Raw genomic sequence first — 24,980 nt, 5'->3', positions numbered from 1 at the left:
AAAATGCTCCTGCATTTTCGGCACTTCCGCCATACATGGCGGTTGCGGCGTCTTGCGCAACCCTGCCGGGGGAGGGGCTGCGGAATGCATGTACTCGCAGCGACAAACTCTCCGGTAAAATACACACCGATTCTCTCCGCGCCGGTCGTCGGTCGTTAACTCTTGTTTCGACTGGTCCCGCCATCCCTCGGTCGCTACAATCGCTCTCTTGCAGTCCGCTCCACCTACAGGAATTTTATGACCGTCTCCTTCGTCCACCTGCGCGTTCACAGTGAGTATTCCCTGGTCGATGGCCTGGTCAAGATCAAGCCGCTGATCAAGGCGACCGCTGAAGCCGGCATGCCTGCCGTTGCGGTGACCGATCAGAACAACATGTGCAGTCTGGTCAAGTTCTACAAGGCGGCCATGGGTGCCGGCATCAAGCCAATCTCAGGTGTAGATATATGGGTTGTCGGTCACGACGATGATAGCCAGCTCACCCGCATGACCCTCCTGTCGATGAACAAGAAGGGCTACCGCAATCTGACTGAGCTGGTCTCCCGAGGTTACACCGAGGGCCAGCGCAACGGCCTGGTGACGATTCGCCGCGAGTGGATTGCCGAGGCCAGTGAAGGTGTAATTGCGCTCTCAGGGGCGAAGGAAGGCGAGATCGGACAATCGCTCCTGTCGAACAGCCCGTATGAAGCGGACGCTCTCATCGAATACTGGATGGGTGTGTTCCCGAACCGGTTCTATCTTGAGCTGCAACGCACCAGTCGACCTCACGACGAGGAATATTTGCATTCGGCGGTAGCGCTTGCAGAGCGCTTCGATTGCCCCGTTGTCGCCACCAACGACGTTCGGTTTCTCAAGCGCGGGGACTTCGAGGCGCACGAAACCCGTGTATGTATCGGCGAAGGCCGCGCGCTCGACGATCCGCGGCGCGTCCGCCAGTACAGCGAAGAGCAGTACCTCAAGACCTCCGAGGAAATGGCCGAGCTGTTCGCGGATATCCCCGAGGCCTTGGAAAACTCGGTCGAGATTGCCCGGCGTTGCAGCATTGAGGTGCAGCTTGGTACCTACTTCCTGCCGGAGTTTCCGATTCCGGAAGGCCTGACCATCGAAGAGTACTTCAAGCAGGTTTCCTTCGAAGGTCTCGAAGAGCGACTGAAGATCATCCTGCCGAAGGACACGCCGGATTACGAAACACGCCGTCAGGTATATGTCGACCGTCTGAACTTCGAGCTCGACATCATCAATCAGATGGGCTTTCCCGGTTACTTCCTGATCGTGATGGACTTCATCAAATGGGCCAAAGGCAACGGCGTACCGGTAGGTCCTGGCCGGGGCTCCGGAGCCGGTTCGCTCGTGGCGTACTCCTTGTTGATTACCGATCTCGATCCGCTGGCCTATGACCTGCTGTTCGAACGCTTCCTCAACCCGGAACGGGTATCCATGCCCGACTTCGACATCGACTTCTGCATGGAAGGTCGCGACCGGGTAATCGAGTACGTGGCCGAAGCCTACGGTCGCAACGCGGTATCGCAGATCATCACCTTCGGCACCATGGCGGCCAAGGCTGTGGTGCGCGACGTGGCTCGGGTGCAGGGCAAGTCCTATGGCCTGGCCGACAAGCTGTCGAAAATGATTCCCTTCGAAGTCGGCATGACCCTGGCCAAGGCTCACGAGCAGGAAGAACTGCTGCGCGAGTTCCTTGCGGCCGACGAGGAAGCCCAGGAAATCTGGGACATGGCGCTCAAGCTCGAAGGTATCACCCGTAACGTCGGCAAGCACGCCGGTGGCGTGGTCATCGCGCCGACCAAGCTGACGGATTTCGCGCCGCTGTATTGTGACGAGGCCGGTGCGGGCCTGGTGACCCAGTTCGACAAGGATGACGTCGAAGCCGCGGGTCTGGTGAAGTTCGACTTCCTCGGCCTGCGCACGCTGACCATCATCGATTGGGCGATGGAGACGATCAACCGCGAGCAGGCCAAGAAGGGCCTGGATCCGCTGAACATCGATTTCATCCCGCTCGATGACGCGCCTACCTACCACATGCTGCAAAAGGCGGAGACTACTGCGGTCTTCCAGCTCGAATCGCGCGGCATGAAGGAGCTGATCAAGAAGCTCAAGCCGGACTGTCTGGAAGATCTCATCGCCCTGGTGGCACTGTTCCGTCCCGGCCCGCTGCAGTCAGGCATGGTCGACGATTTCATCAACCGCAAACACGGACGCGAGATCGTCTCCTACCCACACCCGAATTATCAGTATCCAGGGCTCGAGCCGGTACTCAAGCCAACCTACGGCATCATCCTGTATCAGGAACAGGTGATGCAGATCGCTCAGGTGATGGCTGGATATACGCTGGGCGGAGCGGACATGCTGCGTCGGGCAATGGGCAAGAAGAAGCCCGAGGAGATGGCCAAGCAGCGCGCGATCTTTCTCGAAGGTTGCCAGAACAACAATATCGATGCCGACCTCGCGGGCAATATCTTCGATCTGGTGGAAAAATTCGCCGGCTACGGCTTCAACAAGTCGCACTCGGCAGCTTACGGGCTGGTCTCGTATCAGACCGCCTGGCTCAAGGCGCATCATCCTGCGCCGTTCATGGCGGCCGTGCTGTCTGCGGATATGCACAACACCGACAAGGTGGTGACGCTCATCGAAGAGTGTCGCAGCATGAAGTTGCGCATCAAGGCGCCGGATGTGAATGTCTCGGAATTCAAGTTCACCGTGGACGACGCAGGTGACGTCGTCTATGGCCTCGGCGCAATCAAGGGTGTCGGCGAAGGTCCGGTGGAAACCATTGTCGAGACCCGCCAGGCAGGTGGACCGTTCAACGATCTGTTCGATTTCTGCGCGCGGGTCGACCTCAAACGCATCAACAAGCGGGTGATGGAAGCGCTGATCCGCAGCGGCGCGCTGGATCGCCTGGGCCCGTTCTTCGACGAAGAACAGCAGGCCTACCTCAAGCAGGTTGATCGTAACCGCGCCGCTCTGGCGGCAGCGATGGAAGAGGCCATGGCCTCGGCAGAGCAGACCGCACGCAGCGCGGACAGCGGGCATGAAGACCTGTTTGGCGACCTCTTGGGACCGTCGACCGACCGGGACGTGTTCGAGAGTTATCGTCGCGTGAGGGAGTGGTCGTTCAAGGAGCGACTGCGGGGCGAAAAGGAAACGCTGGGTCTGTATCTCACCGGGCATCCTATCGATGAATATGAGAAGGAAGTCCGTCGCTTCGCCAGGCAGCGCATCATCGACCTGAAACCATCCCGAGAAGCCCAGACCATTGCCGGCCTGGTCTTCGACATGCGTGTCATGAAGAGCAAACGCGGCGACAAGGTGGGTTTCGTCACCCTCGATGATCGTTCCGCGCGGATCGAGGTCTCACTGTTTGCCGACGCTTTCCAGGCCGCGCAGAGTCTGCTCCAGAAAGACGCATTGCTGGTGGTCGAAGGTGAGGTCGCGCAGGATGATTTCTCCGGCGGCCTGCGCATGCGTGCCAAGCGCGTGATGAGCCTCGAGGATGCCCGTACCAGTCTGCTCGACAGTGTGCGAATCAGTATGGATACGGTTCGTCATGGGCCAGACTGCCTGGCTCAGATCGCCAACCTGCTGCGCAAGCATCGTGGCGGCTGCGCCGTGACGATCGACGTGACCCGTCCGGACGCCACAGCTTTGCTGCGCCTGGGCGAGGAGTGGCGGGTGGAGCCTGCTGATGAGCTGGTCCAGAGTCTGCGTGACCAGCTCGGCAAAGACAGCGTCTCCTTGCACTACAGATGACTGCTACCCCCGGGGACCGCTTGCTCGACGCAGGCTGCTCAATCCCGTAAGGTAATCAACAAAAAATCGGATGCCCCCGGCGGGCGCCCCGCGGATGATGGACGCTTATGAGCAAGAGTCAGAAGTATTTGGAGTTCGAACAGCCTATTGCAGACCTGCAGGCAAAGATCGAAGAGCTGCGCCTGGTCGGTACCGACAACTCGCTGAACATTGGCGATGAAATCACCCGACTGGAAGACAAGAGCCGTTCCCTCACCGAAAGCATCTTCTCCAACCTGTCGAGCTGGCAGGTCGCGCAAATGGCGCGGCATCCGCAGCGTCCCTATACGCTGGATTATATCCGGCACATCTTCACCGATTTCGAAGAAATGCACGGCGATCGTCACTTTGCCGACGACGCCGCGATCGTCGGCGGCATGGCCCGGCTCGATGGCCGTCCGGTCATGATCATCGGCCACCAGAAAGGGCGTGACGTCAAAGACAAGGTACGCCGTAACTTCGGCATGCCCAAGCCCGAGGGCTACCGCAAGGCCTGCCGGCTGATGCAGCTGGCCGAACGCTTCCAGATGCCGATCATTACCTTCATCGACACGCCCGGTGCATACCCCGGTATCGACGCGGAAGAGCGTGGGCAGAGCGAGGCGATCGCCTGGAACCTGCAGATCATGTCGCGCCTGAAGACGCCGATCATCGCTACCGTCATCGGCGAAGGCGGCTCCGGTGGTGCGTTGGCGATCGGGGTCTGCGACCGGCTGATGATGCTGCAATATTCGACGTACTCGGTGATCTCTCCCGAGGGCTGCGCGTCGATTCTCTGGAAAAAATCAGAGAAGGCCGCCGACGCTGCCGAGGCCATGGGTATCACTGCTGGACGGTTGAAGGAGCTGGGTTTGGTCGACAAACTCATCAACGAGCCGTTGGGCGGCGCGCACCGTGACCCCAAGGAAACCGCCGCACGAATCAAGACCCAGCTTCTGGAGCAGTTGACTTCGCTCGACGAGCACGATGCCGACTCGCTGCTTGATTCCCGCTACGAGCGGCTGATGGCCTTCGGTATCAAGTAATCATGTTCCACCCGCAGGCGCTGCTCGACAGGCTGGCGCCCTGCATGGATGCCCCGGCCTGGCGGCTGGGGTTGTCCGGGGGCCTGGATTCCATGGCCCTTCTTCATGCACTTTCGCTGTTACGCGGCTCGTCCGAGTTGCCGCCCATCTCCGCCGTTCATGTTCATCACGGATTGCACGCCGATGCCGATCGCTGGGCTGCACAGTGCGCAGACGCGTGCCGTCGCGCAGGTGTGCCGCTGCAGGTGATACAGGTGACGGTCGCTCCCGGTGCCAGTGTCGAGAACGCCGCACGTAACGCACGATATGACGCCTTTGAAGCGGCACTCGAGCCTGGCGAGGTACTACTGCTGGCGCACCATCGAGATGACCAGATCGAGACGGTCCTGTTTCGTTTGCTTCGGGGGACGGGTTTGCGTGGTCTGGCGGGCATGCCACAGCGCCGTTCTCTGGGGTCGGCCACTATGTTTCGCCCGCTGCTGGACTGGCCGCGAGCCCAACTGCAGAGCTGGGCGCAACAGCAGGGTTTGAGCTGGATAGAAGATCCGGCCAACAGCGACCCGCGTTTCGCGCGCACGGCATTGCGGCATGACATTCTTCCGCGGGTCCGGCAGGCCTGGCCCATGGCCGAGGGAAGCTTGCTTCGACTTGCCGAACATGTTGGCGAGTCGCTGGAACTGCTCGATGAGCGCGCCGAAGAAGATTGGAAGCGAGTCGTACCGTCCCCAAAGGATCCATGGCTTCACTGTTGGCCGGCTCTGATGGTCGAGCCACTGCTTGGCCTGAGCAGGGCGCGTCAGGCGAACCTGCTGCGTTTCTGGCTGCATCGGCTCGGCTGTCGGATGCCCGATCAGCGCCAGCTTCGTGAACTGATTGATCAGCTCGCTGCGCGGCCTGACAGCCAGCCGGCCATCACGCTCGATGGTTATCGTCTGATCCGTGCGTCCGGCTGTCTGTGGCTGCTGCCGCAGCACCTGCCGATCCCTCAGGCTCAGCGAATCGAGCCAGCGAAACAGATCGATCTGCCTGGCAATGGCAGGCTTTGTTTCGAGCCTGGCCCAGGTGGCCTGAGCGGCGACGGCCAGTGGGACATTCGCTATCGCCAGGGTGGAGAAACGATAAAACCTGCTGGCAGGCCCAGCCAGAGCCTCAAGCATCTGCTGCAGGATGCGGCAATCCCCGCCTGGCTGCGGGAGCGGGTGCCGTTGCTATACTGCGATGGCCGCCTGGTTTCGGTCGGCGGGCGCTGGCAGGCCGAGCTTGGCTGCGTCGGACCGGGCGAGACCGGTTGGCACGTACGATGGGAGCCGCAAGCCGCGCAGTAGCGCCTGTTTCGGCCGGCCATTGCGATTGAGCAAACCAGGGTCCTCTGGTATTCTGGCTTCCCATCTTGACGAGACTTTGGTCTCCCTTCGATTCCTCTGCGGCCGGCGGTCGCCTAACAGTCAATCTACGGGTTTTTATGACGCGCTACATCTTCGTCACGGGTGGTGTTGTATCTTCATTGGGCAAGGGTATCGCCTCCGCATCGCTGGCAGCGATCCTTGAAGCGCGTGGCCTGAAAGTCACCATGCTCAAGCTGGATCCGTACATCAACGTCGATCCGGGCACCATGAGCCCCTTCCAGCATGGTGAGGTCTTTGTCACCCACGATGGCGCCGAAACCGACCTCGATCTTGGTCATTACGAGCGTTTCGTCAAGGCGACCATGAGCCGCGCCAACAACTTCACTGCCGGTCGTGTATACGAGCATGTGTTGCGCAAGGAGCGTCGTGGCGATTACCTCGGCGCGACCATTCAGGTCATCCCGCACATCACCGACGAGATCAAGAGCCGCATCATCAAGGGTGCCGGTGATGCCGACGTTGCGCTGGTGGAAATCGGCGGTACGGTAGGCGACATCGAGTCCCAGCCATTCCTCGAGGCGATCCGCCAGCTGCGAGTGGAGGTCGGCGCACGTCGCGCCATGCTCATGCACCTGACTCTGGTGCCGTACATCGCTACTGCTGGCGAGACCAAGACCAAGCCGACCCAGCATTCGGTCAAGGAGCTGCGCTCCATCGGTCTGCAGCCTGACGTGCTGATCTGCCGCTCCGATCATCCGATCGACCTGTCTTCGCGCCGCAAGATCGCTCTGTTTACCAACGTCGAAGAGCGCGCGGTCATCGGCCTGGAAGATGTCGACACCATCTACCGTATCCCCTCGGTCCTGCATGCGCAGGGTCTGGATGACTTCGTGGTCGAGCGTTTCGGTCTGGAATGCTCGCAGGCCGATCTTTCCGAATGGGACCGCGTGGTTGATGCCAAGCTGTACCCTGAGAAGGAAGTCACCATCGCCATGGTCGGCAAATACATGGAGCTGCTCGAAGCCTACAAGTCGCTGATCGAGGCTTTGAGCCATGCGGGCATCCAGAGCCGGACCAAGGTCAACGTACGCTACATCGATTCCGAAGATATCGAACAGAAAGGTCTGGAGCTGCTGGAAGGCGTCGACGCGATTCTGGTTCCGGGTGGCTTCGGTCTGCGCGGTGTTGAAGGCAAGATCGCTACGGTGCGTTACGCCCGTGAAAACAAGATTCCCTACCTGGGCATCTGTCTGGGCATGCAGGTGGCGGTCATCGAATATGCCCGTGACGTGCTCGGCTGGCAGGACGCCAACTCCACCGAATTCGACAAGACCAGTACCCACCCGGTGGTTGGTCTGATCACCGAGTGGCAGACCGCTTCCGGTCAGATGGAGCAACGCTCCGAGGATTCCGACCTGGGCGGTACCATGCGCCTGGGTGCGCAGGAATGTGCACTGACTCCTGGTTCGCGCGCGCACGAATGCTACGGCCAGGACGTCATTGTCGAGCGCCATCGCCACCGTTACGAGGTCAACAATAACCTGTTGCCCGATCTCGAAGCGGGTGGCTTGAAGATTACCGGTCGTTCGGTCGACGGTGCGCTGGTGGAGATGGTCGAAGTGGGTGACCACCCCTGGTTCGTCGCCTGCCAGTTCCACCCGGAATTCACTTCCACGCCGCGCTATGGGCATCCGTTGTTCAGCGGCTTCGTCAATGCCGCCATTGCCCAGCGTGCCGCCAAGGCCTGAGGACAAGCGATGACGCAGAAAACCATCACCGTTGGCGACATCCAGATCGCCAACGACAAGCCGTTCGTGCTGTTCGGTGGGATGAACGTACTCGAAAGCCGCGACCTGGCCATGCAGATATGCGAGGCCTACGTCGAGGTCACGAGCAAGCTGGGCATCCCCTACGTGTTCAAGGCCAGCTTCGACAAGGCCAATCGTTCCTCGATCAATTCGTTCCGCGGTCCGGGGATGGAAGCGGGGCTGCGGATCTTCGAAGAGATCAAGCAGACCTTCAGGGTGCCGGTGATCACCGACGTTCACGAGCCGTATCAAGCCGCACCGGTGGCCGAAGTCTGCGACATCATCCAGCTGCCGGCTTTCCTGTCGCGCCAGACCGACCTGGTCGTGGCCATGGCGAAAACCGGCGCGGCGATCAATATCAAGAAAGCGCAGTTTCTCGCTCCGCAGGAAATGCAGCACATCCTTACCAAGTGCCAGGAAGCCGGCAACGATCGGCTGATTCTGTGCGAGCGTGGCTCGAGCTTCGGTTACAACAACCTGGTAGTCGATATGCTTGGCTTCGGCATCATGAAGCAGACGGGTTATCCGGTGTTCTTCGACGTGACCCATGCCTTGCAGATGCCCGGTGGACGCAGTGATTCGGCGGGCGGCCGCCGCGCCCAGGTGACCGATCTGGCCAAGGCCGGAATGAGCCAGGGCCTGGCTGGTCTGTTCCTGGAAGCGCACCCCGATCCGGACAACGCCAAGTGCGATGGCCCCTGTGCGCTGCGGCTGGACAAGCTCGAACCGTTCCTTTCACAGCTCAAGCAGCTGGATGATCTGGTCAAGGGATTCCCGACGCTCGAGACCGCGTGAACTTGTCGCGTCGAACCTGATCTACTTTCGGACGATTCATAAGGAGATAGCACAATCATGGCAAAGATCATCGACATCAAGGGACGTGAAGTCCTCGATTCGCGCGGCAATCCGACTGTCGAAGCGGATGTGATTCTGGATGGCAACATCGTTGGTAGCGCCTGCGCCCCGTCCGGCGCCTCGACCGGCTCGCGCGAAGCGCTGGAGCTGCGAGACGGCGACAAGAGCCGTTATATGGGCAAGGGCGTGCTCAATGCCGTGGCCAACATCAACGGTCCGATCCGCGAACTGCTGTTGGGCAAGGACGCGACCGATCAGGTTGCTCTGGACCGGGCCATGATCGACCTGGACGGTACCGAGAACAAGGCCAAGCTGGGCGCCAATGCGATCCTCGCGGTCTCCCTGGCTGCGGCCAAGGCTGCCGCCCAGTTCAAGGGCGTCCCCCTGTACGCGCACATTGCCGATCTGAATGGCACACCCGGCCAATACAGCATGCCGGTACCGATGATGAACATCATCAACGGCGGCGAGCACGCCGACAATAACGTCGACATCCAGGAGTTCATGGTTCAGCCGGTTGGCGCCAAGAACTTTGCCGATGCGCTGCGCATGGGCGCGGAAATCTTTCATCACCTCAAGGCTGTGCTCAAGGCACGTGGTCTGAGCACCTCGGTGGGCGACGAGGGCGGCTTCGCGCCGAACCTGTCTTCCAATGAAGATGCTCTGGGCGCCATCGCTGAAGCCGTGGCCAACGCCGGCTACAAGCTGGGCGACGACGTCACGCTGGCCCTGGACTGCGCATCCAGCGAGTTCTACAAGGATGGCAAGTACGACCTCGCCGGCGAAGGCCAGGTGTTCGATGCTGCCGGGTTTGCGGATTACCTGGCTGGCCTGACCCAGCGCTACCCGATCATCTCCATCGAAGACGGCATGGATGAATCCGACTGGGACGGCTGGAAAGTCCTGACCGACAAGATTGGTGAGAAGGTCCAGCTGGTTGGTGACGATCTGTTCGTCACCAACACCAAGATCCTCAAGGAAGGCATCGACAAGAGCATCGGTAATTCGATCCTGATCAAGTTCAATCAGATCGGCTCGCTGACCGAGACGCTCGAAGCCATCCAGATGGCCAAGAAGGCTGGCTACACGGCAGTGATCTCGCACCGCTCCGGTGAAACCGAAGACAGCACCATCGCCGATCTGGCCGTCGGTACTGCCGCCGGTCAGATCAAGACCGGATCGCTGTGCCGCTCCGATCGGGTTTCCAAGTACAACCAGCTGCTGCGCATCGAAGAGCAGCTGGACGGTCAGGCCCCCTACAAGGGCCGTGCCGAGTTCCGCGGCTAAGCACTACTCAGGCCGGATCAACAAAGCGCGCCGCCTGTCGGCGCGCTTTGCGTTGGAACATGGCAATTGGCTGGCTTGCCGATTAGTATCTGCTCACCGAATCGCTGCCCGCTGGGAGGCTGGACGTTGTGAAATGGCTTTGGATTGCCGCCCTGGTTTTGCTGGCTGGCCTGCAATACCGCCTTTGGGTGGGGGAGGGTAGCTTCGCCCATGTCGCCCAGCTCAAACAGCAGATTGCTCAACAGCAACAGGAAAACGAACAGTTGCTCGAACGTAACCGGGTGCTCACTGCGGAAGTCCTCGAACTCAAGCAGGGCCTGGAGACCATCGAAGAACGTGCCCGTCACGAGCTCGGCATGGTGCGGGAAGGCGAAACCCTGTTTCAGCTCAGCAACGAATGACTGCCTCGCCCTCATTCTGGGTGGTGATTCCCGCGGCTGGCGTCGGCGCGCGGATGCAAGCGGACCGTCCCAAGCAGTATCTCCGCCTGGGTGACCGCACTCTCATCGAACATACCCTCGATTGTTTTCTCGATCACCCTGGGCTGCGCGGTCTGGTCGTCAGCCTGTCGGCGGCCGATGGATACTGGCCGACACTAGCCTGTGCGGCCGATGATCGCGTTAATCTCGCAGCGGGCGGCGCTGAGCGTGCCAACTCGGTACTCGCCGGGATCAAGCGGCTTGTTGCGCTCGGTGCGGCTGACGGCGACTGGGTGCTTGTGCATGACGCAGCGCGGCCCAACCTTGCACACTCGGATCTGGCCCGACTACTGGAGTCGTTGGCAGACGATCCGGTCGGCGGCCTGTTGGCAGTGCCGGTGCGTGACACCCTCAAGCAGGTCGGTCCGGATGGCCGGGTAGTCGCTACCCCTGATCGCAGCCTGTACTGGCAAGCCTACACGCCGCAGATGTTTCGACTCGGCATGTTGCGCGAAGCGCTTGGCGGCGCACTGGCGGCGGGTATTCCGGTGACCGATGAAGCCTCGGCGATGGAGTGGGCCGGTCATGCGCCTCGGCTGATCGAGGGGCGGGCCGACAACATCAAGGTCACCCGCCCGGAAGACCTTGATTGGCTGACCGGTCTTCGGGGTTAATCCACAACTGCTTCTTCGGCTTCAGCTCCTTGCTCCCATTGGTCGCTTGGCAGGAACGGCCTTCGAAATCGCCGGGTCGCATCCACAAGGTGCTGGTCAATCTCGAACCAGCTCTTGGAGATATGAATTCCGAATTCACGACCGGCTGATTGAGGAGATCCTATGTTGAGCAAATCATCCCCGGGAAACACGCTGCTGTGGGTGGCTGCAGGTGCAGCTGCAGGAACCCTGGCCGTCTGGGTCATGGATCGATTGGATTGGTACGCCTACAAGCGCATGCCTGAGCGCGACCGTCAGCGCACCATCGATGCACGCCCGCAGGGCATGGATCCGGCTCACGTCATGGCCGACAAGGTCGCCGGCCTGGCTGGCAAGCATGTCGAACAACCGCACCCGGCGGGCATGGCGATTCATTACTCGCTGGGTATGCTTCCAGGCGCGCTCTATGGCGCGCTGTACGACAAGGTGCCGCTACTCGGAGCCGGACGCGGCAGCCTGTTTGGTCTGGGGCTGTTCCTGGCTCAGGACGAGGGTTTGAATACGCTCATGGGTCTCTCAGGCAAGCCTGGCGAGTATCCCTGGCAGGATCATGCGCGCGGCTTGGCGGCGCATGTGCTCTTCGGCGTGGTCACTGATACGGCCATCCGGTTTCTCAGAAATCGATTGTAAGGACGCAGGGCACCTTTGCCGGGACCGGTTAATCCGGGCCCGGTTGCCTGACAGCGCGCAGTGATCCAAAAATGCAAATCGCGCCAATCAGAGGCGATTTGCACTACCATACCGCTGCGCGACCTGAGTTATCATCGTTCTCATCAGACGATCACAGACTCATTGGGTTAGGGCAGATCGACTAGCTGGCTTACAACAGAGGAGAAAATCATGAGTCGTCAGGCAAAAGCTGTGGTGTGCCGCGAATGGGGCCAGCCCGTTCAAGTGGAGACCATCACCGTCGATGGGCCCAAGCGGGGCGAAGTCACCATCAAGGTCGCTGCATGTGGCGTGTGCCATAGCGATCACTCTGCAACGACCGGCAAGATTCAGTATCCGCCGCCGCTGGTCCTGGGCCACGAAGCCGCTGGCGTCGTGATTGAAGTGGGTGATGGCGTCACCGAGTTGAAGGAAGGCGACTATGTGGTCAGCACCTTCATTACCATGTGTGGCAAATGTCGTAATTGCGTTCGTGGCCGGCCGGTTCTCTGTGAGAACGCGCGCAAGTCACTGGTCACCCTGCCTGACGGCACCGTCCGTACCCATGGCAAGGATGGCGAGGATCTCAACGTGTTTGGCGCCTGTGGCGTGATGGCCGAATACGCGACCATGCATGTGGACAACTGCGTGAAGATCGACGAAGGCGTGCCGATGTCCAGCGCTGCGCTGGTCGGCTGCGCGGTCATCACTGGCGTCGGTTCGGTATTCAATACCGCCCAGCTGGAGCCGGGTTCGCGTGCCGCCGTGTTCGGTATCGGCGGGGTCGGTCTGAACGTCATCCAGGGTTGCGTGACGGCCGGTGCGGAAATGGTCATCGCGGTCGATACCAACGACACGAAACTGGAAATGGCCAAGGAGTTTGGCGCGACCCATACCATCAATCTCACCCAGGTAGACGACGTCAGCAAGTCGATCAAGAAGCTCAGTGGCGGTGTCGATTACGCGTTCGAGTGCGTTGGCAACGGCAAGGTCGTCGAACAGGCTTACAAGGCTCTGGGCCGCGCGGGTACGGTCGTCGTGGTGGGTGTTGCGGACATGCAGGACAAAACCACGATCAACACCTTTTCGCTGCCAGCAGATGAACGCACCATCAAGGGCAGCTGGCTGGGTTCGGCGCGTCCGCAGTATGACTTCCCGAAGATTCTCAATCTGTACAAGGCCAATCGTCTGAAGCTGGATGAACTGGTCACCAAGACCTACAGCATCGACGAGGCGCCGCAGGCATTTCAGGACATGCTGGACGGCAAGAATGCCCGCGGCGTTATCGTTTTCGAATAACCGGGTTTCAGCCAGGTAGTACAAGCAACGGGCACCGGATCGCTGATTCGGTGCCCGTTTTGCGTTGATATTCCTATAGTGTGTCGCTGTCCCCGACGCCTCTCATCCGGCACCGATTGACCCCCAACCGCTGAATGATATGCTGTATGCATATACAGTATTCAGGCGGTATGTATGTGCCCTGTCGTTGATACTTTTTCTCTTACACAACCTGGCCTGCGTTGATCATGGGGTCGGTTGTTGCACTCGATACGCTCATCGATGAGCGGCGCGTCTGGCGTGGCCAGTCGCTGTCCGGGCCGGCTGGGGTACAGCCGACCGGCCATGCCGTGCTCGATCAGGCTCTGCCGGCAGGTGGCTGGCCGGAGTCTGCTTTGAGTGAAATCCTGCTCCCTGCCGAAGGCATCGGCGAGTTGCAACTGTTGTGGCCTACGTTGGCGCGCCTGACCCAGGCGCGAGAGCGCATCGTTCTGGTGGCGCCGCCGCATGTCGCTTTCCCCTGGGCCTGGCAGGCTGCCGGCGTCGATCTGCGCTGGATGAGCATCGTCCGCTGCAGCGGTCGCGATGCGCTGTGGGCGACCGAACAGTGCCTGCGTTCGGGCAGCTGCGCTGCCGTGCTGTGTTGGCCGGAAAAGGTCGATGACCGCTCGCTGCGCAGGCTCCAGGTGGCCGCCGAAACCGGCCAGACCCTGGCTTTCGCCTACCGTCCGATCGGTGAGGAGGTGAATCCATCTCCGGCGGCCTTGCGGCTCGCCTTCGACGGGCCGGGAGAAATCCGCGTGCTCAAATGTCGGGGCGGCCTGGCGCCGGCTCGTACCATATCCCTTGCAGCGGGGCAGTGATGCCATGCGCTGGGCCTGTATTCTTCTGCCTCAATTGGCCATGGACGCCGTGCTGCGCAATTGCGAGGATCCCGACGCACCACTGGTGCTGATCACCGGCCCGACCCAGCGCCGGGTCGTGCAGGCAGTCAATCCCGCTGCCCGGGAGTTGGGATTGCGTCCGGGGCAGACCCTGACCGCAGCCCATGCGTTGACGCGCAGCTTTGCCACAGCCGAATACGATGTCGCGCAGATCGATCACTGGCATCGATTTCTCGCCGCCTGGGCCTATCGTTTCAGCTCGCATGTGAGCCTGGACTATCCCCGTGCACTGCTGATGGAGGTGGAATCGAGCTTCAACCTGTTCGGCCCCTGGCCGCGCTTCGAGGCGCGGTTGCGGGAAGAGCTGACTCGCCTGGGATTTCGCCACCGTATTGTCGTCGCGCCCAATGCGGCTGCGGCCCGATTTCTGACCAATGCACATGATGGGCTCGCCGTGCCGGAACGGCAGGCGCTGCGGGACGTGCTCGGCAACATGCCGGTAACCCGCTGCGGTTTCGATCATGACACGGCCATCGCTTTCGAGCGCATGGGGCTGCGGCGCTTCAAGCAATTGCTTGAGTTGCCACGAGACAGCCTGGCCCGGCGCTTTCCGCGCGAGGTACTGCAGCATATCGATACCCTGCTGGGTGACCGCTCGCTGGTGCTCGATTGTTATGCGCCACCGGATGAATTCGATCAGCGCATAGAGCTGAATTTCGATGTGGAATCACATCAGGCCTTGTTGTTCCCGCTGCGTCGTCTGACAAGCGACCTGGCGGCCTTTCTGGCCGGGCGCGATAGCGGCGTGCAGCGTTTCGTTCTATTGCTTGAGCACCGCGAAGGACCCGATAGCCAGGTCCCGGTCGGCCTGCTCGGTGCCGAGCGCGATCCGGCCATGCTGTTCGAACTGGCCCGGGGTCGCTTCGAGCAGTTGCAGATTCCCGGCCCGACCCAGGCACTGAGACTGGTAGCGCGCGACCTGCCGGCCTTTGTCCCGGAACATCGCGAGCTGTTCGAGGAAAGGCCGCAACAGTCGGTGCCCTGGGAACAGCTGCGCGAACGTTTGCGCGCGCGTTTGGGCGACGAGGCGGTTCAGGGCGTTCACGCCTTGGCCGATCACCGGCCCGAGGCCGCCTGGCAGATGGCTGATGCCGGTAGTGCAGGCAAACCGGCAGAACTGCCACCGCGTCCGGGCTGGCTGCTGCGGCAACCGATCGCCTTGCACGAGTTCGCGCCACGCGTGCTGGCCGGCCCCGAGCGTATCGAATCGGGCTGGTGGGACGGAGGAGATATCCGCCGTGATTACTATCTGGTGCAAACCCGCAGCGGCCAGCTGGCCTGGGCCTACTGCAGTGTCGATCAGCCGGGGCGGCTGATGCTGCACGGATGGTTCGCATGAGCGGTTACGCCGAACTGCACTGCCTGTCGAACTTCAGCTTTCAACGCGGTGCGTCCAGCGCCGAGGAACTGTTCAAGCGCGCCGCCCAGCACGGTTATCGAGCATTGGCGATCACTGACGAATGCACGCTCAGCGGCATCGTGCGTGCCTGGCAGGCGGCCAAGGAAAGCGGAATTCCCTTGATCATCGGCAGTGAGATGCGCATCGAAGAGGGCCCCAGGCTGGTGCTGCTGGTGGAAAACATCATGGGTTACCAGAACCTTTGCCGCCTGATTACCCTGGCGCGAAGACGCACGACCAAGGGTGAATACCGGCTTCTGAAAGACGATTTTGATCAGTCCAGGGAGGGACTGCTGGCGCTGTGGTTACCCGGCTCGCCAGAAGATGATGCCAACGGCTGCTGGCTCAAGGAGCTGTTTGCCGCGAGGCTGTGGCTTGCCGTGGAGCTGCATTGCGGAGCTGACGATGCGGGGCGTCTGAAAAGCCTGCTAACGCTGGCACAACGCTTGAAGCTGCCAACGGTAGCCAGTGGTGACGTACATATGCACGCGCGGGGTCGCCGGGCCTTGCAAGACACCATGACCGCTATTCATCACCACTGTACCGTGGCCGAAGCCGGTTATCGGCTGTTTCCCAACGGTGAACGGCATCTGCGCAGTCTCGATGCGCTGCCGCAGATTTACCCGCAGGAGCTACTTGCCGAAACGCTGCGCATCGCCGAGCGCTGCCAGTTCGATCTGGGGCAGCTCAAGTATCAATATCCACACGAGCTGGTTCCGGCAGGCCACACGCCCAGCAGCTGGTTGCGTGAACTGACCGAGCAGGGCGCACGCTGGCGCTGGCCTGGCGGTATCAGCGAACAGACCTGGCAGCAGATCGAGAAGGAGCTGGGGCTGATCGCCGAGATGAATTATGAAAGCTATTTTCTGACCGTTCACGACATCGTGCGCTTCGCCCGCGAGCAGGCGATTCTCTGTCAGGGCCGAGGCTCGGCAGCCAACTCGGCGGTCTGTTATGCGCTGGGCATCACCGAGATCGATCCGTCACGCTCGAACTTATTGTTCGAGCGGTTCCTGTCCAAGGAGCGCAACGAGCCGCCGGATATCGATGTCGATTTCGAGCATGACCGGCGCGAAGAGGTCATTCAGTACGTCTTCCGGCGCTACGGTCGCCACCGCGCTGCGCTGACCGCTGTGGTCAGCAGTTATCACGCAGCCGGGGCTCTGCGCGACGTGGGCAAGGCGCTGGGCATGCCGCCGGACCAGGTCAACGCGCTGGCCAAGTGCGCTGGCAGCTGGACCGACCGTCTGCCGTCACCGGAGCGTCTGATCGAAGCCGGTTTCGACCCGGACAGTCCGGTATTGCACAAGGTCATGGTGCTGGCAGGTGAGCTGATCGGATTTCCCCGCCATCTGTCGCAGCATCCTGGCGGCTTTGTGATTTCCGAGCAGCCGCTTGAAACGCTGGTGCCGGTGGAAAATGCCGCAATGGCCGAGCGCACGATCATCCAATGGGACAAGGACGATCTGGATCTTGTCGGTCTGCTCAAGGTGGACATTCTCGCCCTGGGCATGCTCAGCGCCATTCGGCGTACCTTCGATCTGATTCGCGATTACCGCGGGCGCGAGCTGACCCTGGCGACCATTCCGGCAGAAGATGGACCGACCTATGACATGATCAGCCGAGCCGATACCGTCGGCGTATTCCAGATCGAATCGCGCGCGCAGATGGCCATGCTACCGCGCATGAAGCCTCAAACCTTTTATGATCTGGTGATTCAGGTAGCCATCGTGCGGCCCGGTCCGATCCAGGGCGACATGGTGCATCCGTATTTGCGTCGCAGAAATCGTGAAGAGCCGATCAGCTATCCGTCCGAGGCGTTGCGCCGGGTGTTCGAGCGGACGCTGGGCGTGCCGCTGTTTCAGGAACAGGTGATGGAACTGGCCATCGTTGCGGCTGATTACACGCCGGGAGAGGCAGACCAGCTGCGCCGCTCCATGGCCGCCTGGAAGCGCCATGGCGGATTGGAGCCGCACAAGCTGCGGCTGACCGAGGGCATGCTGAAAAACGGTTATACGCTGGAGTTCGCCGAGAAGATCTTTGAGCAGATTCGCGGGTTCGGCAGCTACGGCTTTCCCGAATCCCATGCGGCGAGCTTCGCGCTGCTGACCTATGCCAGCTGCTGGCTCAAATGTCATGAGCCGGTGGCTTTCGCCTGCGCGTTGATCAACAGCTGGCCGATGGGCTTCTACAGCCCTGACCAGATCCTGCAGGACCTGCGCCGCCATAATCTGGAAACGCTGGCGGTAGACGTGCGCTACAGCGACTGGGACTGCTCGCTGGAGCCCGGGCAGGGCGAGCAGCCGGCCCTGCGCATGGGGCTACGAATGATCCGGGGGCTGCGCGAGGATGTTGGTTTGCGTATTGAGGCCGCGCGGGGCGAAGGTCCGTACATCAGCGTCGCCGATCTGGATCGCCGCGCCGGGCTGGATGCGCGTAGTCGAGAGCTGCTGGCTGACGCAGGCGCCTTGCGCGGGTTGGTCGGGCATCGTCATCAGGCACGCTGGGCCATGGCCGGTATCGAGCCGCAACTGGCTTTGTTCGAAGGCATCGATTCGCCAGCCGAAGCCGCTGTCGCACTGCCGGTACCCAGCGTTGCTGAAGATCTGCAGGCGGACTATGCCACGGTGGGCACTACGCTGGGCCCGCACCCGCTGGAGTTGCTGCGACCACAACTCCAGGCCAGGCGCTGCCGCAGCTCAAGTGACCTGGCCGCCATCGAACATGGCCGATACATCCGGGTAGCCGGCCTGGCGATCGGCCGACAGCGGCCCGGCACGGCCACAGGCGTGATTTTCGTCACGTTGGAAGACGAGTTCGGCATGGTCAATGTGATCGTCTGGGCGGACCTGGGTGAGCGGCAGCGCAAGGAGTTGATCGGCTCGCGCCTGCTCGAAGTGCACGGCCGGCTGGAGATGAAAGAAGGCGTCACGCATCTGATCGCTGGCCGCCTGGTGGACCTGACGCCTTTGCTCACTGGGCTGGACGTGCGCAGCCGGGATTTTCGCTAGGAGTCGAATCCTTCGAAAAAGCCCTTGATCCTGTCCTCATCGAGCTGGTCGATACTTGCGACTTTCCAGCGGGGTTGTTTGTCTTTATCGACCAGCAGCGCTCGTACGCCTTCGGCTATATCGCCATGTTCGAACCATTGCTTATCGAGGTGTAACTCGAGCGCGAAACACTCCTCCAGTGACAATTGCTCGCCGCAAGCCAGCAGTTCCAGCGTCACAGCCATTGCAAGAGGGGAGCGGGTCTCCATCAGAGCGAGCGTTTGCTCGGCCCAGCCACGCCAGGCCGGGTGCTGCTCGCTACGCAGCGAGTCGCGAATGTCGCGCAGATTGGCTGCTGCAAAATGTCGGTCGATGGCCGGCCGCAGCTGTTCAAGCTCGCTTTCCGGCGCCAGGCCCATTTCACGCAGCTGACGCTCGAACATGGAAAATACCTGGTCGGCGCCGTTCAGCCCAGCCAGAGCGAGTTCAACCGCCGCCACCCCGTCATCCTCGACGACGATGTCCAGCAATCCGGCGTACCGCGCATCGGCTGCGCTCAGCTGCAGGCCGGTAACTCCCAGATAAGCACCCAGGGCGCCCGGGAGTCGCGACAGGAAGTAGCTTGCGCCCACGTCCGGGAAAAATCCGATTGCCGTTTCCGGCATGCCCAGGCGTGAACGGCGAGTGGCGATGGTCAGAGCGCCCTGCGCCAGACCCATACCACCGCCGAGCACGTACCCGTCGACAAGCGCGATGATCGGCTTGGGGTAGTGATGAATCAACAGATCAAGAGCGTATTCTTCAGTGAAGAAGGTCTCGGCGGCCTCCGTATCACCAGCCTGGTAACTTTCATACAGCACACGTACATCGCCACCGACCGAGAATGCGCGGTTGCCTGCAGCACGGATGACCACCACCCGAACATCCGTACTGGCGAGCCACAGGTCGAGCTGCGCCTGTAACAGGCGGACCATGTCCAGATTCAGGGCATTCAGCGCCTCTGGTCGATTCAGCGTGAGATAACCGATGCGATGGCGAATCTCAGCAAGAACTGACGGTGGTGTACTACTCATACCGACTCCATGCATACCATGCTCCATGGTGCGGGCGTGGCTGGGCCAGCCTGCCCACCATTTATTCGAAGACGTAACGCAAGACAGGAAAATCGACGCTTCGATCAGCGTGGCGACGGCTCACTGACGAGCGGTACGCGAAAAATGTCTTCCAGTTCACCGGTCTCGCGCAGGATATCCAGTGCCGCGCGCAGCCTTGGTCCGTAGTCCGGGCGGGACGCTTCACGCTGCATGTACAGATGTCCCCCCAACCCGCTGGTGTAAACACGAAGCCTGAAGTCTGCCGGGTCGATACCCTTGGCCAGGAAGGTGTGATAGAGGACCACGTCACTACTCAGGAAGGCATCGAGGCGGCCTGCTTCAAGCATCTGTAGTGCCTGGTCGAGGTTGTGCGTCGCGATTTTGATCATCCCCTGATCGGCTTCGAAGGCTTCGCCATAATAAGTTCCCCTTATGTAGCCGACCGGCCGGCCGGCGAGGCCTTCGAAGGAAAGCGTGACTCTGGAGCCCGCGGGGGCGACGAGAAACATGTCGCTTCGCAGGACCTCGCCCAAGGGAATGGCGAAATCGTCCAGGGTGGGATTCTCGAATAGAACCGCAAAATCGCCATTGCCCAATCGGAAGTCATGCCGGAGACGCTGGTGCGGCAGCACCCGGTTGTGCAAAGGCAGACCGGCCACCTGCGTAAGCCGTTGGGCCAGCGTGTGCAGCAAGCCTGCAGGCTGCCTGCTATCGTCCAGATAGGCCCAGGGCCATACCTCGGCCGACATGAAGCGGGCAGGCGCTTCGTTCGCTACAGGCTCCTGTGCCGTGCACGGAGCAGACATCACCGCAGCAAGCAGTAAGACTAGAGAGGCTCGAAAGTAACGCATAGGGGCATCTTGCAATCAATGTGCCGCCAGTATACTCATTTTGTCCCATAGTTGAGCTAAGCAGGCACCGAGCTATATGATCCGCCTGTCGGAACTGAAAAAAATGTTTTTCGCATCAATCGCTTGACAGCTCACCGCCAATCCGTAGAATGGCGACCTCTGACGCGGGGTGGAGCAGTCTGGTAGCTCGTCGGGCTCATAACCCGAAGGTCGTAGGTTCAAATCCTGCCCCCGCAACCAATCAGAAAAACCCCGCACTGTTTCGCAGCGCGGGGTTTTTTTTCGTCTACCGAAAGGTGTTCTGGCGACGTTGTACTGCCGAACTGATTCCGGCCCCGAACAATAGCGCAAGAGCCGAGTTTCCGCTGGCTTGCGGCGTGGGAGCCGGTGTGTCATTGTCCGGCAATCTACCTATTCACGCCTTCGGTCGGGGGTGGGCGGAATCTTGACTGATATCACTTTAATACTGCGAAGTCTGCCGTATACTTCGCCTGAATATATAACAATAAAAACGCAGCACTTCCGTGCATGGCAAAACGGGGAGGGAACACCTCTTGAAGACACCCAACGAGCGATTCGCGCTGTCCTCATGGCGGGGCGAGTTCCTGGACCCTGTCGAAGAACGAGCCTACCGCAAGCACGTCGAACCTATGGTCGCCAAACACTTGAGAACCTCTCTCAAGGTGTGGGCGGGCCTGCTGTTGTCGTTCGGGTTTCTGGATTTCATCGCATTGGGTTGGAGCGTCGGCTTTGCCCTGATCATGGGTGCGCGAGCCATCAGCGCGGCACTATTGTTCCTGCTGGGGTGGCGCCTGCGCTATAACCCCCATTGGGCCACATCCGGTTACGCAGTTACCGCTATGGAAATCGTCGGTTTCCTGCTGTTCTTCCTCATTCACTTCGTTCGGCCGGACATCGCCATCTGGAACATCGGCGTTACGCTGATCCTTCTCATCTGTCTCTACATCTTCATTCCCAACCGTGTGGTGTTATCGAACCTCGCCGCAGCCTGCGGTATCGTCGGCACGCTGCTTTGCTTGAAGCTGCTCGGTGCCGAGGCGCCCAAGCTTGTTGGCGTGTTCTTTTTTATGTGCCTGCCGACCGTGGTCGGATTTGCTGCTGCGCTGCGCCTGCAGATCGTGCAACGCCAGCAGTTTGCCCTGCACAGCGAGATGGTCGAAATCAACACCTCGCTGCAACACGAAATCGAGCGTCGCGAGTCACTCGAGGTGGAACTGCAGAAGCAGGCGACTACCGATGCGTTGACCGGGCTGTATAACCGTCGTCAGTACGAACTTTTATTCCACCGCGAGCGAGAGCGCAGCCGGCGGCTCGGCACCCGGTTGTCGTTGTGTGTGCTGGATCTGGATCATTTCAAACATATCAACGACACCCATGGACATGACGTGGGCGACCAGGTGCTCAGGCATGTCGCGGCACTATTTACCCGGAAGTTGCGCCAGACGGACATCGTGGGTCGCTTCGGTGGCGAGGAGTTCATCGTGCTCCTGCCAGAAACCGATCTGGAATGCGCTGAGCGCCTGGTGGACCGGTTGCGGCAGTGCCTCGAACAGGCTCCGGTGGAAGCCGATGGCGAAACCGTCCATGTCACCGCCACTTTCGGTCTGACTGAAGTGGAAGCGCAGGACGGGAACATCGAACAAGCGGTCAAGCGCGCCGATCGGGCGCTATACGAGGGAAAGCAGAGCGGCCGGAATCGGGTCGTGACGGCCAGCCAGGAAGGCAGTGAGGACCGCGTCTGATGAACGAGCTGAGCAAGCACATGCCCGAACTGCCGCCGGCTGCGCTGACCAGCGATCAGTCCCTTTGGAAGATCAGCGCCTGGTCAGGTGAGTTCGTCGATCGGCAGGCCGAGCATGAATATCTGCACAAGCACAGTCAGCTGATCGCCCGACAGCTGCTCACGGCTCTGGCGATCTGGGCCATTCTGATGCTGTTGTTTGCGATTCCCGACTATCACGCGCTAGGGCCGACGCCAGCGTTCTGGGAGAGCCTGGCGATGCGGGGCGTGACCTGCCTGCTGATCGGTGTGTTGGCGTTGTTGGTGGCGCGCAGCCCGATTCGCGCCACCGAGGCACGCTGGATCACAATGCTGGAGCTCATCGCTATCTCGCTGTTCATGGGCGTGTATCAGCTGCGACCGGAGATCGTGGCCTGGATAGTGACACTGACGCTGATCATGTTGATTTCATTGTTCATCTTTCTACCGAACCGGGTACCGGCGGTTCTCGGTGTGGCGCTCTACATGGCGGTTGCCACGGTGGTTGCGGTTCATCTCGTGAGTCCCAGGTCTCCTGGCGAGATGGCCGCTCTTTCCCTGCTGTTGCTGGTGCCGATCGGCATTGGCTGGGCTGCCGCCTTGCGGACCCAAATCCTCCAGCGCAAGCAGTACGCTCTGTGGCGTCAGGCTCAGCAGGCCAACGAAGCGTTGAGCAGAGAAATGGACGAGCGGGCGCGCCTGCAGGAGGCGCTGGTCAAACAGGCCACTACCGACCCGCTGACCGGGTTGAACAACCGCAGACAGTACGAGACGCTATTCGCCACTGAACTGGCCCGTGCCCAGCGCAAGGGCAACGCGCTGGCGTTGTGCATCATCGACCTGGATCACTTCAAGCAGGTCAACGATACATGGGGTCATTCAGCCGGGGACCAGGTGCTTCGGGATGTCGCGCAGCTTTGTCGCGACAACTTCCGCGCTGTCGACATCCTCGGCCGCCTCGGTGGCGAGGAGTTTGTCGTACTGCTTCCCGACACTGACCTGCCGACTGCAGCCCATATCGCGCGCCGCTTTATCGAAACGCTGGCGGCGACACCGATTGCGCTTGGAGCCGAGGATATCCGAATTACCGCGACGGCCGGCGTGGTGCAGCGGGATCCTGACGAGGAGCAGCTGGAAAGCCTTGTTCAGCGAGCGGACAAGGCCTTGTACGAGGGCAAACGCGCCGGACGGAATCGGGTTATTACTGTTTGATGCAGTACACTAGGCGGCCAACTCGTCCGGGTATGTCTCGTGCGCAAGATCATCCACGTCGACTGCGACTGCTTCTACGCCGCCATTGAAATGCGCGACGATCCGCGGCTGCGCGGTCGGCCGCTCGCGGTGGGCGGAGACCCGGGCAGGCGCGGAGTGGTCGCGACCTGCAATTATGAAGCAAGAGCCTACGGCGTCCGCTCGGCGATGGCTTCGGGGTACGCCAAGAAACTGTGTCCGGACCTGCTGATAGTGCCCCCGAGAATGGCTGTCTACCGAGAGGTATCCGACGCTATTCAGGCGATCTTTTCCGATTACACGCCGCTTATCCAGCCCCTGTCGCTTGACGAAGCCTATCTGGACGTAAGCGACAGCCAGGCGTGTCGCGGAAGTGCCACCCTGATCGCCCAGACCATTCGCCAGCGGGTCCAGGCGGCGCAGCACATCACCGTCTCGGCCGGCGTGGCACCGAACAAGTTTCTCGCCAAGATCGCCAGTGACTGGAACAAGCCGGACGGGCTGAAAGTGATCCTTCCGGACGAAGTCGAAGCCTTTGTCGAAAAGCTGCCGGTCGAGCGGTTGCATGGGGTAGGGAAGGTCACCGCAACCCGGCTGAAAAACCTGGGCATCGACGTCTGTGGCGAGTTGCTGCCGTGGCGCAAGCAGGATCTGGTGCGCGAGTTCGGTAGCTTCGGTGAGCGGCTGTGGCACCTGGCGCGAGGAATCGATGACCGCCCAGTCGTCGTCGAGAGCAAACGCCAGTCGGTGAGCGTGGAAAATACCTACGATCAGGATCTGCCTGATCTCAATGCCTGCCTGGACGCACTTCCGGCTTTGTTGGAGACGCTCGCGCAGAGGTTGGGCCGGCTCGGCGATCAGTACCGGATCAGCAAGCCGTTCATCAAACTCAAATTTTCCGATTTTACCCAGACCACCCTGGAGCAGGCTGGCGCGCCGGTAAGCCCGGATGGATACCGGGAGCTGTGCAGTCGTGCGTTCGCCAGGGGTGGCCGGCCGGTGCGCCTGATCGGTGTTGGCGTGCGGCTGGACAATGCCCATGCTCCCCTGGGCGAACAGCTCACTCTGTTCTAGTCGACGCTTTTCTCGCGCACGCCGGACACAGATGGTTTTCTCCGCGCGGCTGCCAGCCGAGCTGGCCGATACGGCTGACGGCCTTTGCCGTGCGTGTCGCGAGGTCATCCTTTTCGGCGACGAGAAACTCGAAGGCCTGATCGCGGCCACATTCGTCGCAACGAATCGACCAGCCCAGCACCATCTGGCCGCGCAGATCCGGGCCCTGGGCTGTGGCCGTCCATTGCCCTGGCGGATTGATCAGATAACGCACCTTCTCCACGCGTAACGGCATCGGCAGGTCACGGCTGCCCTTGACGGTGCAGATGAGCTTGTCCCCCGGCTGTACACCTCCACCCTGGCCGGTCACCTGATACAGGCCCGCGCCCAGAGTGCGGCACTCGATAAGGGTGTGCGAAGGGTTGAGAGCGGTACGTCGAAAATCGTGTTCGGCCATCG

The 24,980-nt window shown here is 61.0% G+C and carries 19 protein-coding genes and 1 tRNA gene; 17 read left to right on the top strand and 3 right to left on the bottom strand.

All coding sequences use genetic code 11. The features are described from left to right. The first annotated feature begins 237 nt into the window (after positions 1-237). The 13 genes from dnaE to BLT85_RS10695 all read left to right on the top strand — a co-directional run bounded on the left by dnaE (position 238) and on the right by BLT85_RS10695 (position 18,534). The gene (gene dnaE, locus BLT85_RS10755; protein ID WP_093394429.1) at positions 238-3,762 is read left to right on the top strand and encodes a DNA polymerase III subunit alpha; all 3,525 of its coding nucleotides are present in this window, start codon (positions 238-240) and stop codon (positions 3,760-3,762) included. Positions 3,763-3,869: 107 nt separating this feature from the next. Next, the gene (gene accA, locus BLT85_RS10750; protein WP_093394426.1) at positions 3,870-4,826 is read left to right on the top strand and encodes an acetyl-CoA carboxylase carboxyl transferase subunit alpha; all 957 of its coding nucleotides are present in this window, start codon (positions 3,870-3,872) and stop codon (positions 4,824-4,826) included. A 2-nt stretch (positions 4,827-4,828) separates the two neighbouring features. Further along, on the top strand, positions 4,829-6,151 hold the full coding sequence (tilS, locus tag BLT85_RS10745; protein WP_093394424.1) for a tRNA lysidine(34) synthetase TilS: 1,323 nt from the start codon (positions 4,829-4,831) through the stop codon (positions 6,149-6,151). A 137-nt stretch (positions 6,152-6,288) separates the two neighbouring features. Then, complete coding sequence (locus tag BLT85_RS10740; RefSeq protein WP_093394421.1) at positions 6,289-7,920, top strand: CTP synthase; 1,632 nt, start codon at positions 6,289-6,291, stop codon at positions 7,918-7,920. A 9-nt stretch (positions 7,921-7,929) separates the two neighbouring features. Beyond that, positions 7,930-8,775, top strand: a complete 846-nt coding sequence (kdsA, locus tag BLT85_RS10735) for a 3-deoxy-8-phosphooctulonate synthase (protein WP_093394418.1) — start codon at positions 7,930-7,932, stop codon at positions 8,773-8,775. Between the two features lie 57 nt (positions 8,776-8,832). Beyond that, positions 8,833-10,122 (top strand): phosphopyruvate hydratase, encoded by a 1,290-nt coding sequence (eno, locus tag BLT85_RS10730; RefSeq protein WP_093394415.1) that lies wholly within the window; start codon positions 8,833-8,835, stop codon positions 10,120-10,122. A gap of 128 nt (positions 10,123-10,250) precedes the next feature. Then, positions 10,251-10,523 (top strand): cell division protein FtsB, encoded by a 273-nt coding sequence (gene ftsB, locus BLT85_RS10725; protein ID WP_407920146.1) that lies wholly within the window; start codon positions 10,251-10,253, stop codon positions 10,521-10,523. Then, positions 10,520-11,215 carry a 2-C-methyl-D-erythritol 4-phosphate cytidylyltransferase gene (gene ispD, locus BLT85_RS10720; RefSeq protein ID WP_093394410.1) on the top strand — a complete coding sequence of 232 codons (696 nt, stop codon included), beginning with the start codon at positions 10,520-10,522 and terminating at the stop codon, positions 11,213-11,215. Before ftsB ends, ispD begins: the two co-directional genes overlap by 4 nt. A 162-nt stretch (positions 11,216-11,377) precedes the next feature. Further along, positions 11,378-11,884 (top strand): DUF1440 domain-containing protein, encoded by a 507-nt coding sequence (locus BLT85_RS10715; protein ID WP_093394407.1) that lies wholly within the window; start codon positions 11,378-11,380, stop codon positions 11,882-11,884. 210 nt (positions 11,885-12,094) lie between these two features. Further along, the gene (locus BLT85_RS10710) at positions 12,095-13,201 is read left to right on the top strand and encodes a Zn-dependent alcohol dehydrogenase (RefSeq protein ID WP_093394404.1); all 1,107 of its coding nucleotides are present in this window, start codon (positions 12,095-12,097) and stop codon (positions 13,199-13,201) included. Positions 13,202-13,428: 227 nt separating this feature from the next. After that, positions 13,429-14,043 (top strand): translesion DNA synthesis-associated protein ImuA, encoded by a 615-nt coding sequence (gene imuA / locus BLT85_RS10705; RefSeq protein WP_093394401.1) that lies wholly within the window; start codon positions 13,429-13,431, stop codon positions 14,041-14,043. 4 nt (positions 14,044-14,047) lie between these two features. Next, positions 14,048-15,463, top strand: a complete 1,416-nt coding sequence (locus BLT85_RS10700; RefSeq protein WP_093394398.1) for a Y-family DNA polymerase — start codon at positions 14,048-14,050, stop codon at positions 15,461-15,463. Continuing rightward, positions 15,460-18,534 (top strand): error-prone DNA polymerase, encoded by a 3,075-nt coding sequence (locus tag BLT85_RS10695; RefSeq protein ID WP_093394395.1) that lies wholly within the window; start codon positions 15,460-15,462, stop codon positions 18,532-18,534. The genes BLT85_RS10700 and BLT85_RS10695 overlap by 4 nt, the downstream gene beginning before the upstream one ends. Here BLT85_RS10695 and BLT85_RS10690 read toward each other — a convergent pair. Together BLT85_RS10690 and BLT85_RS10685 are read right to left on the bottom strand one after the other, a co-directional pair. Further along, positions 18,531-19,586, bottom strand: a complete 1,056-nt coding sequence (locus BLT85_RS10690; protein ID WP_093394392.1) for an enoyl-CoA hydratase/isomerase family protein — start codon at positions 19,584-19,586, stop codon at positions 18,531-18,533. The two genes, BLT85_RS10695 and BLT85_RS10690, sit on opposite strands and share 4 nt — an antisense overlap. A 104-nt stretch (positions 19,587-19,690) precedes the next feature. Continuing rightward, on the bottom strand, positions 19,691-20,458 hold the full coding sequence (locus BLT85_RS10685; protein ID WP_093394389.1) for a substrate-binding periplasmic protein: 768 nt from the start codon (positions 20,456-20,458) through the stop codon (positions 19,691-19,693). 163 nt (positions 20,459-20,621) lie between these two features. On the opposite strand from BLT85_RS10685, the gene BLT85_RS10680 reads away from it, so the two are divergent. The 4 genes from BLT85_RS10680 to dinB all read left to right on the top strand — a co-directional run bounded on the left by BLT85_RS10680 (position 20,622) and on the right by dinB (position 24,542). Next, positions 20,622-20,698, top strand: a tRNA-Met gene (locus BLT85_RS10680). A gap of 314 nt (positions 20,699-21,012) precedes the next feature. After that, positions 21,013-22,221, top strand: a complete 1,209-nt coding sequence (locus tag BLT85_RS10675) for a GGDEF domain-containing protein (protein WP_093394386.1) — start codon at positions 21,013-21,015, stop codon at positions 22,219-22,221. Beyond that, the gene (locus BLT85_RS10670; RefSeq protein ID WP_093394383.1) at positions 22,221-23,450 is read left to right on the top strand and encodes a GGDEF domain-containing protein; all 1,230 of its coding nucleotides are present in this window, start codon (positions 22,221-22,223) and stop codon (positions 23,448-23,450) included. Before BLT85_RS10675 ends, BLT85_RS10670 begins: the two co-directional genes overlap by 1 nt. A 90-nt stretch (positions 23,451-23,540) precedes the next feature. Continuing rightward, positions 23,541-24,542 (top strand): DNA polymerase IV, encoded by a 1,002-nt coding sequence (dinB, locus tag BLT85_RS10665; RefSeq protein WP_231701595.1) that lies wholly within the window; start codon positions 23,541-23,543, stop codon positions 24,540-24,542. On the opposite strand, the gene BLT85_RS10660 is transcribed toward dinB, so the two are convergent. Then, on the bottom strand, positions 24,529-24,978 hold the full coding sequence (locus BLT85_RS10660; protein ID WP_093394377.1) for a hypothetical protein: 450 nt from the start codon (positions 24,976-24,978) through the stop codon (positions 24,529-24,531). The genes dinB and BLT85_RS10660 overlap by 14 nt on opposite strands. Between the last annotated feature and the right edge of the window lie 2 nt (positions 24,979-24,980).

It is taken from the genome of Halopseudomonas xinjiangensis, assembly GCF_900104945.1.
Classification (GTDB): Bacteria; Pseudomonadota; Gammaproteobacteria; order Pseudomonadales; family Pseudomonadaceae; genus Halopseudomonas; species Halopseudomonas xinjiangensis.
This window is presented reverse-complemented; position numbering and strand designations above follow the sequence as displayed.

What these genes read in the sequence shown, in the direction of transcription:
- dnaE (WP_093394429.1), top strand. Translation starts at nt 238, where the DNA reads ATGACCGTCTCCTTCGTCCACCTGCGCGTTCACAGTGAGTATTCCCTG.
- kdsA (WP_093394418.1), top strand. Translation starts at nt 7,930, where the DNA reads ATGACGCAGAAAACCATCACCGTTGGCGACATCCAGATCGCCAACGAC.
- BLT85_RS10700 (WP_093394398.1), top strand. Translation starts at nt 14,048, where the DNA reads ATGCGCTGGGCCTGTATTCTTCTGCCTCAATTGGCCATGGACGCCGTG.
- accA (WP_093394426.1), top strand. Translation starts at nt 3,870, where the DNA reads ATGAGCAAGAGTCAGAAGTATTTGGAGTTCGAACAGCCTATTGCAGAC.
- BLT85_RS10740 (WP_093394421.1), top strand. Translation starts at nt 6,289, where the DNA reads ATGACGCGCTACATCTTCGTCACGGGTGGTGTTGTATCTTCATTGGGC.
- BLT85_RS10670 (WP_093394383.1), top strand. Translation starts at nt 22,221, where the DNA reads ATGAACGAGCTGAGCAAGCACATGCCCGAACTGCCGCCGGCTGCGCTG.
- BLT85_RS10660 (WP_093394377.1), bottom strand. Translation starts at nt 24,978, where the DNA reads ATGGCCGAACACGATTTTCGACGTACCGCTCTCAACCCTTCGCACACC.
- ispD (WP_093394410.1), top strand. Translation starts at nt 10,520, where the DNA reads ATGACTGCCTCGCCCTCATTCTGGGTGGTGATTCCCGCGGCTGGCGTC.
- tilS (WP_093394424.1), top strand. Translation starts at nt 4,829, where the DNA reads ATGTTCCACCCGCAGGCGCTGCTCGACAGGCTGGCGCCCTGCATGGAT.
- dinB (WP_231701595.1), top strand. Translation starts at nt 23,541, where the DNA reads ATGCGCGACGATCCGCGGCTGCGCGGTCGGCCGCTCGCGGTGGGCGGA.
- BLT85_RS10690 (WP_093394392.1), bottom strand. Translation starts at nt 19,586, where the DNA reads ATGAGTAGTACACCACCGTCAGTTCTTGCTGAGATTCGCCATCGCATC.
- eno (WP_093394415.1), top strand. Translation starts at nt 8,833, where the DNA reads ATGGCAAAGATCATCGACATCAAGGGACGTGAAGTCCTCGATTCGCGC.
- BLT85_RS10685 (WP_093394389.1), bottom strand. Translation starts at nt 20,458, where the DNA reads ATGCGTTACTTTCGAGCCTCTCTAGTCTTACTGCTTGCTGCGGTGATG.
- imuA (WP_093394401.1), top strand. Translation starts at nt 13,429, where the DNA reads ATGGGGTCGGTTGTTGCACTCGATACGCTCATCGATGAGCGGCGCGTC.
- BLT85_RS10695 (WP_093394395.1), top strand. Translation starts at nt 15,460, where the DNA reads ATGAGCGGTTACGCCGAACTGCACTGCCTGTCGAACTTCAGCTTTCAA.
- BLT85_RS10715 (WP_093394407.1), top strand. Translation starts at nt 11,378, where the DNA reads ATGTTGAGCAAATCATCCCCGGGAAACACGCTGCTGTGGGTGGCTGCA.
- BLT85_RS10710 (WP_093394404.1), top strand. Translation starts at nt 12,095, where the DNA reads ATGAGTCGTCAGGCAAAAGCTGTGGTGTGCCGCGAATGGGGCCAGCCC.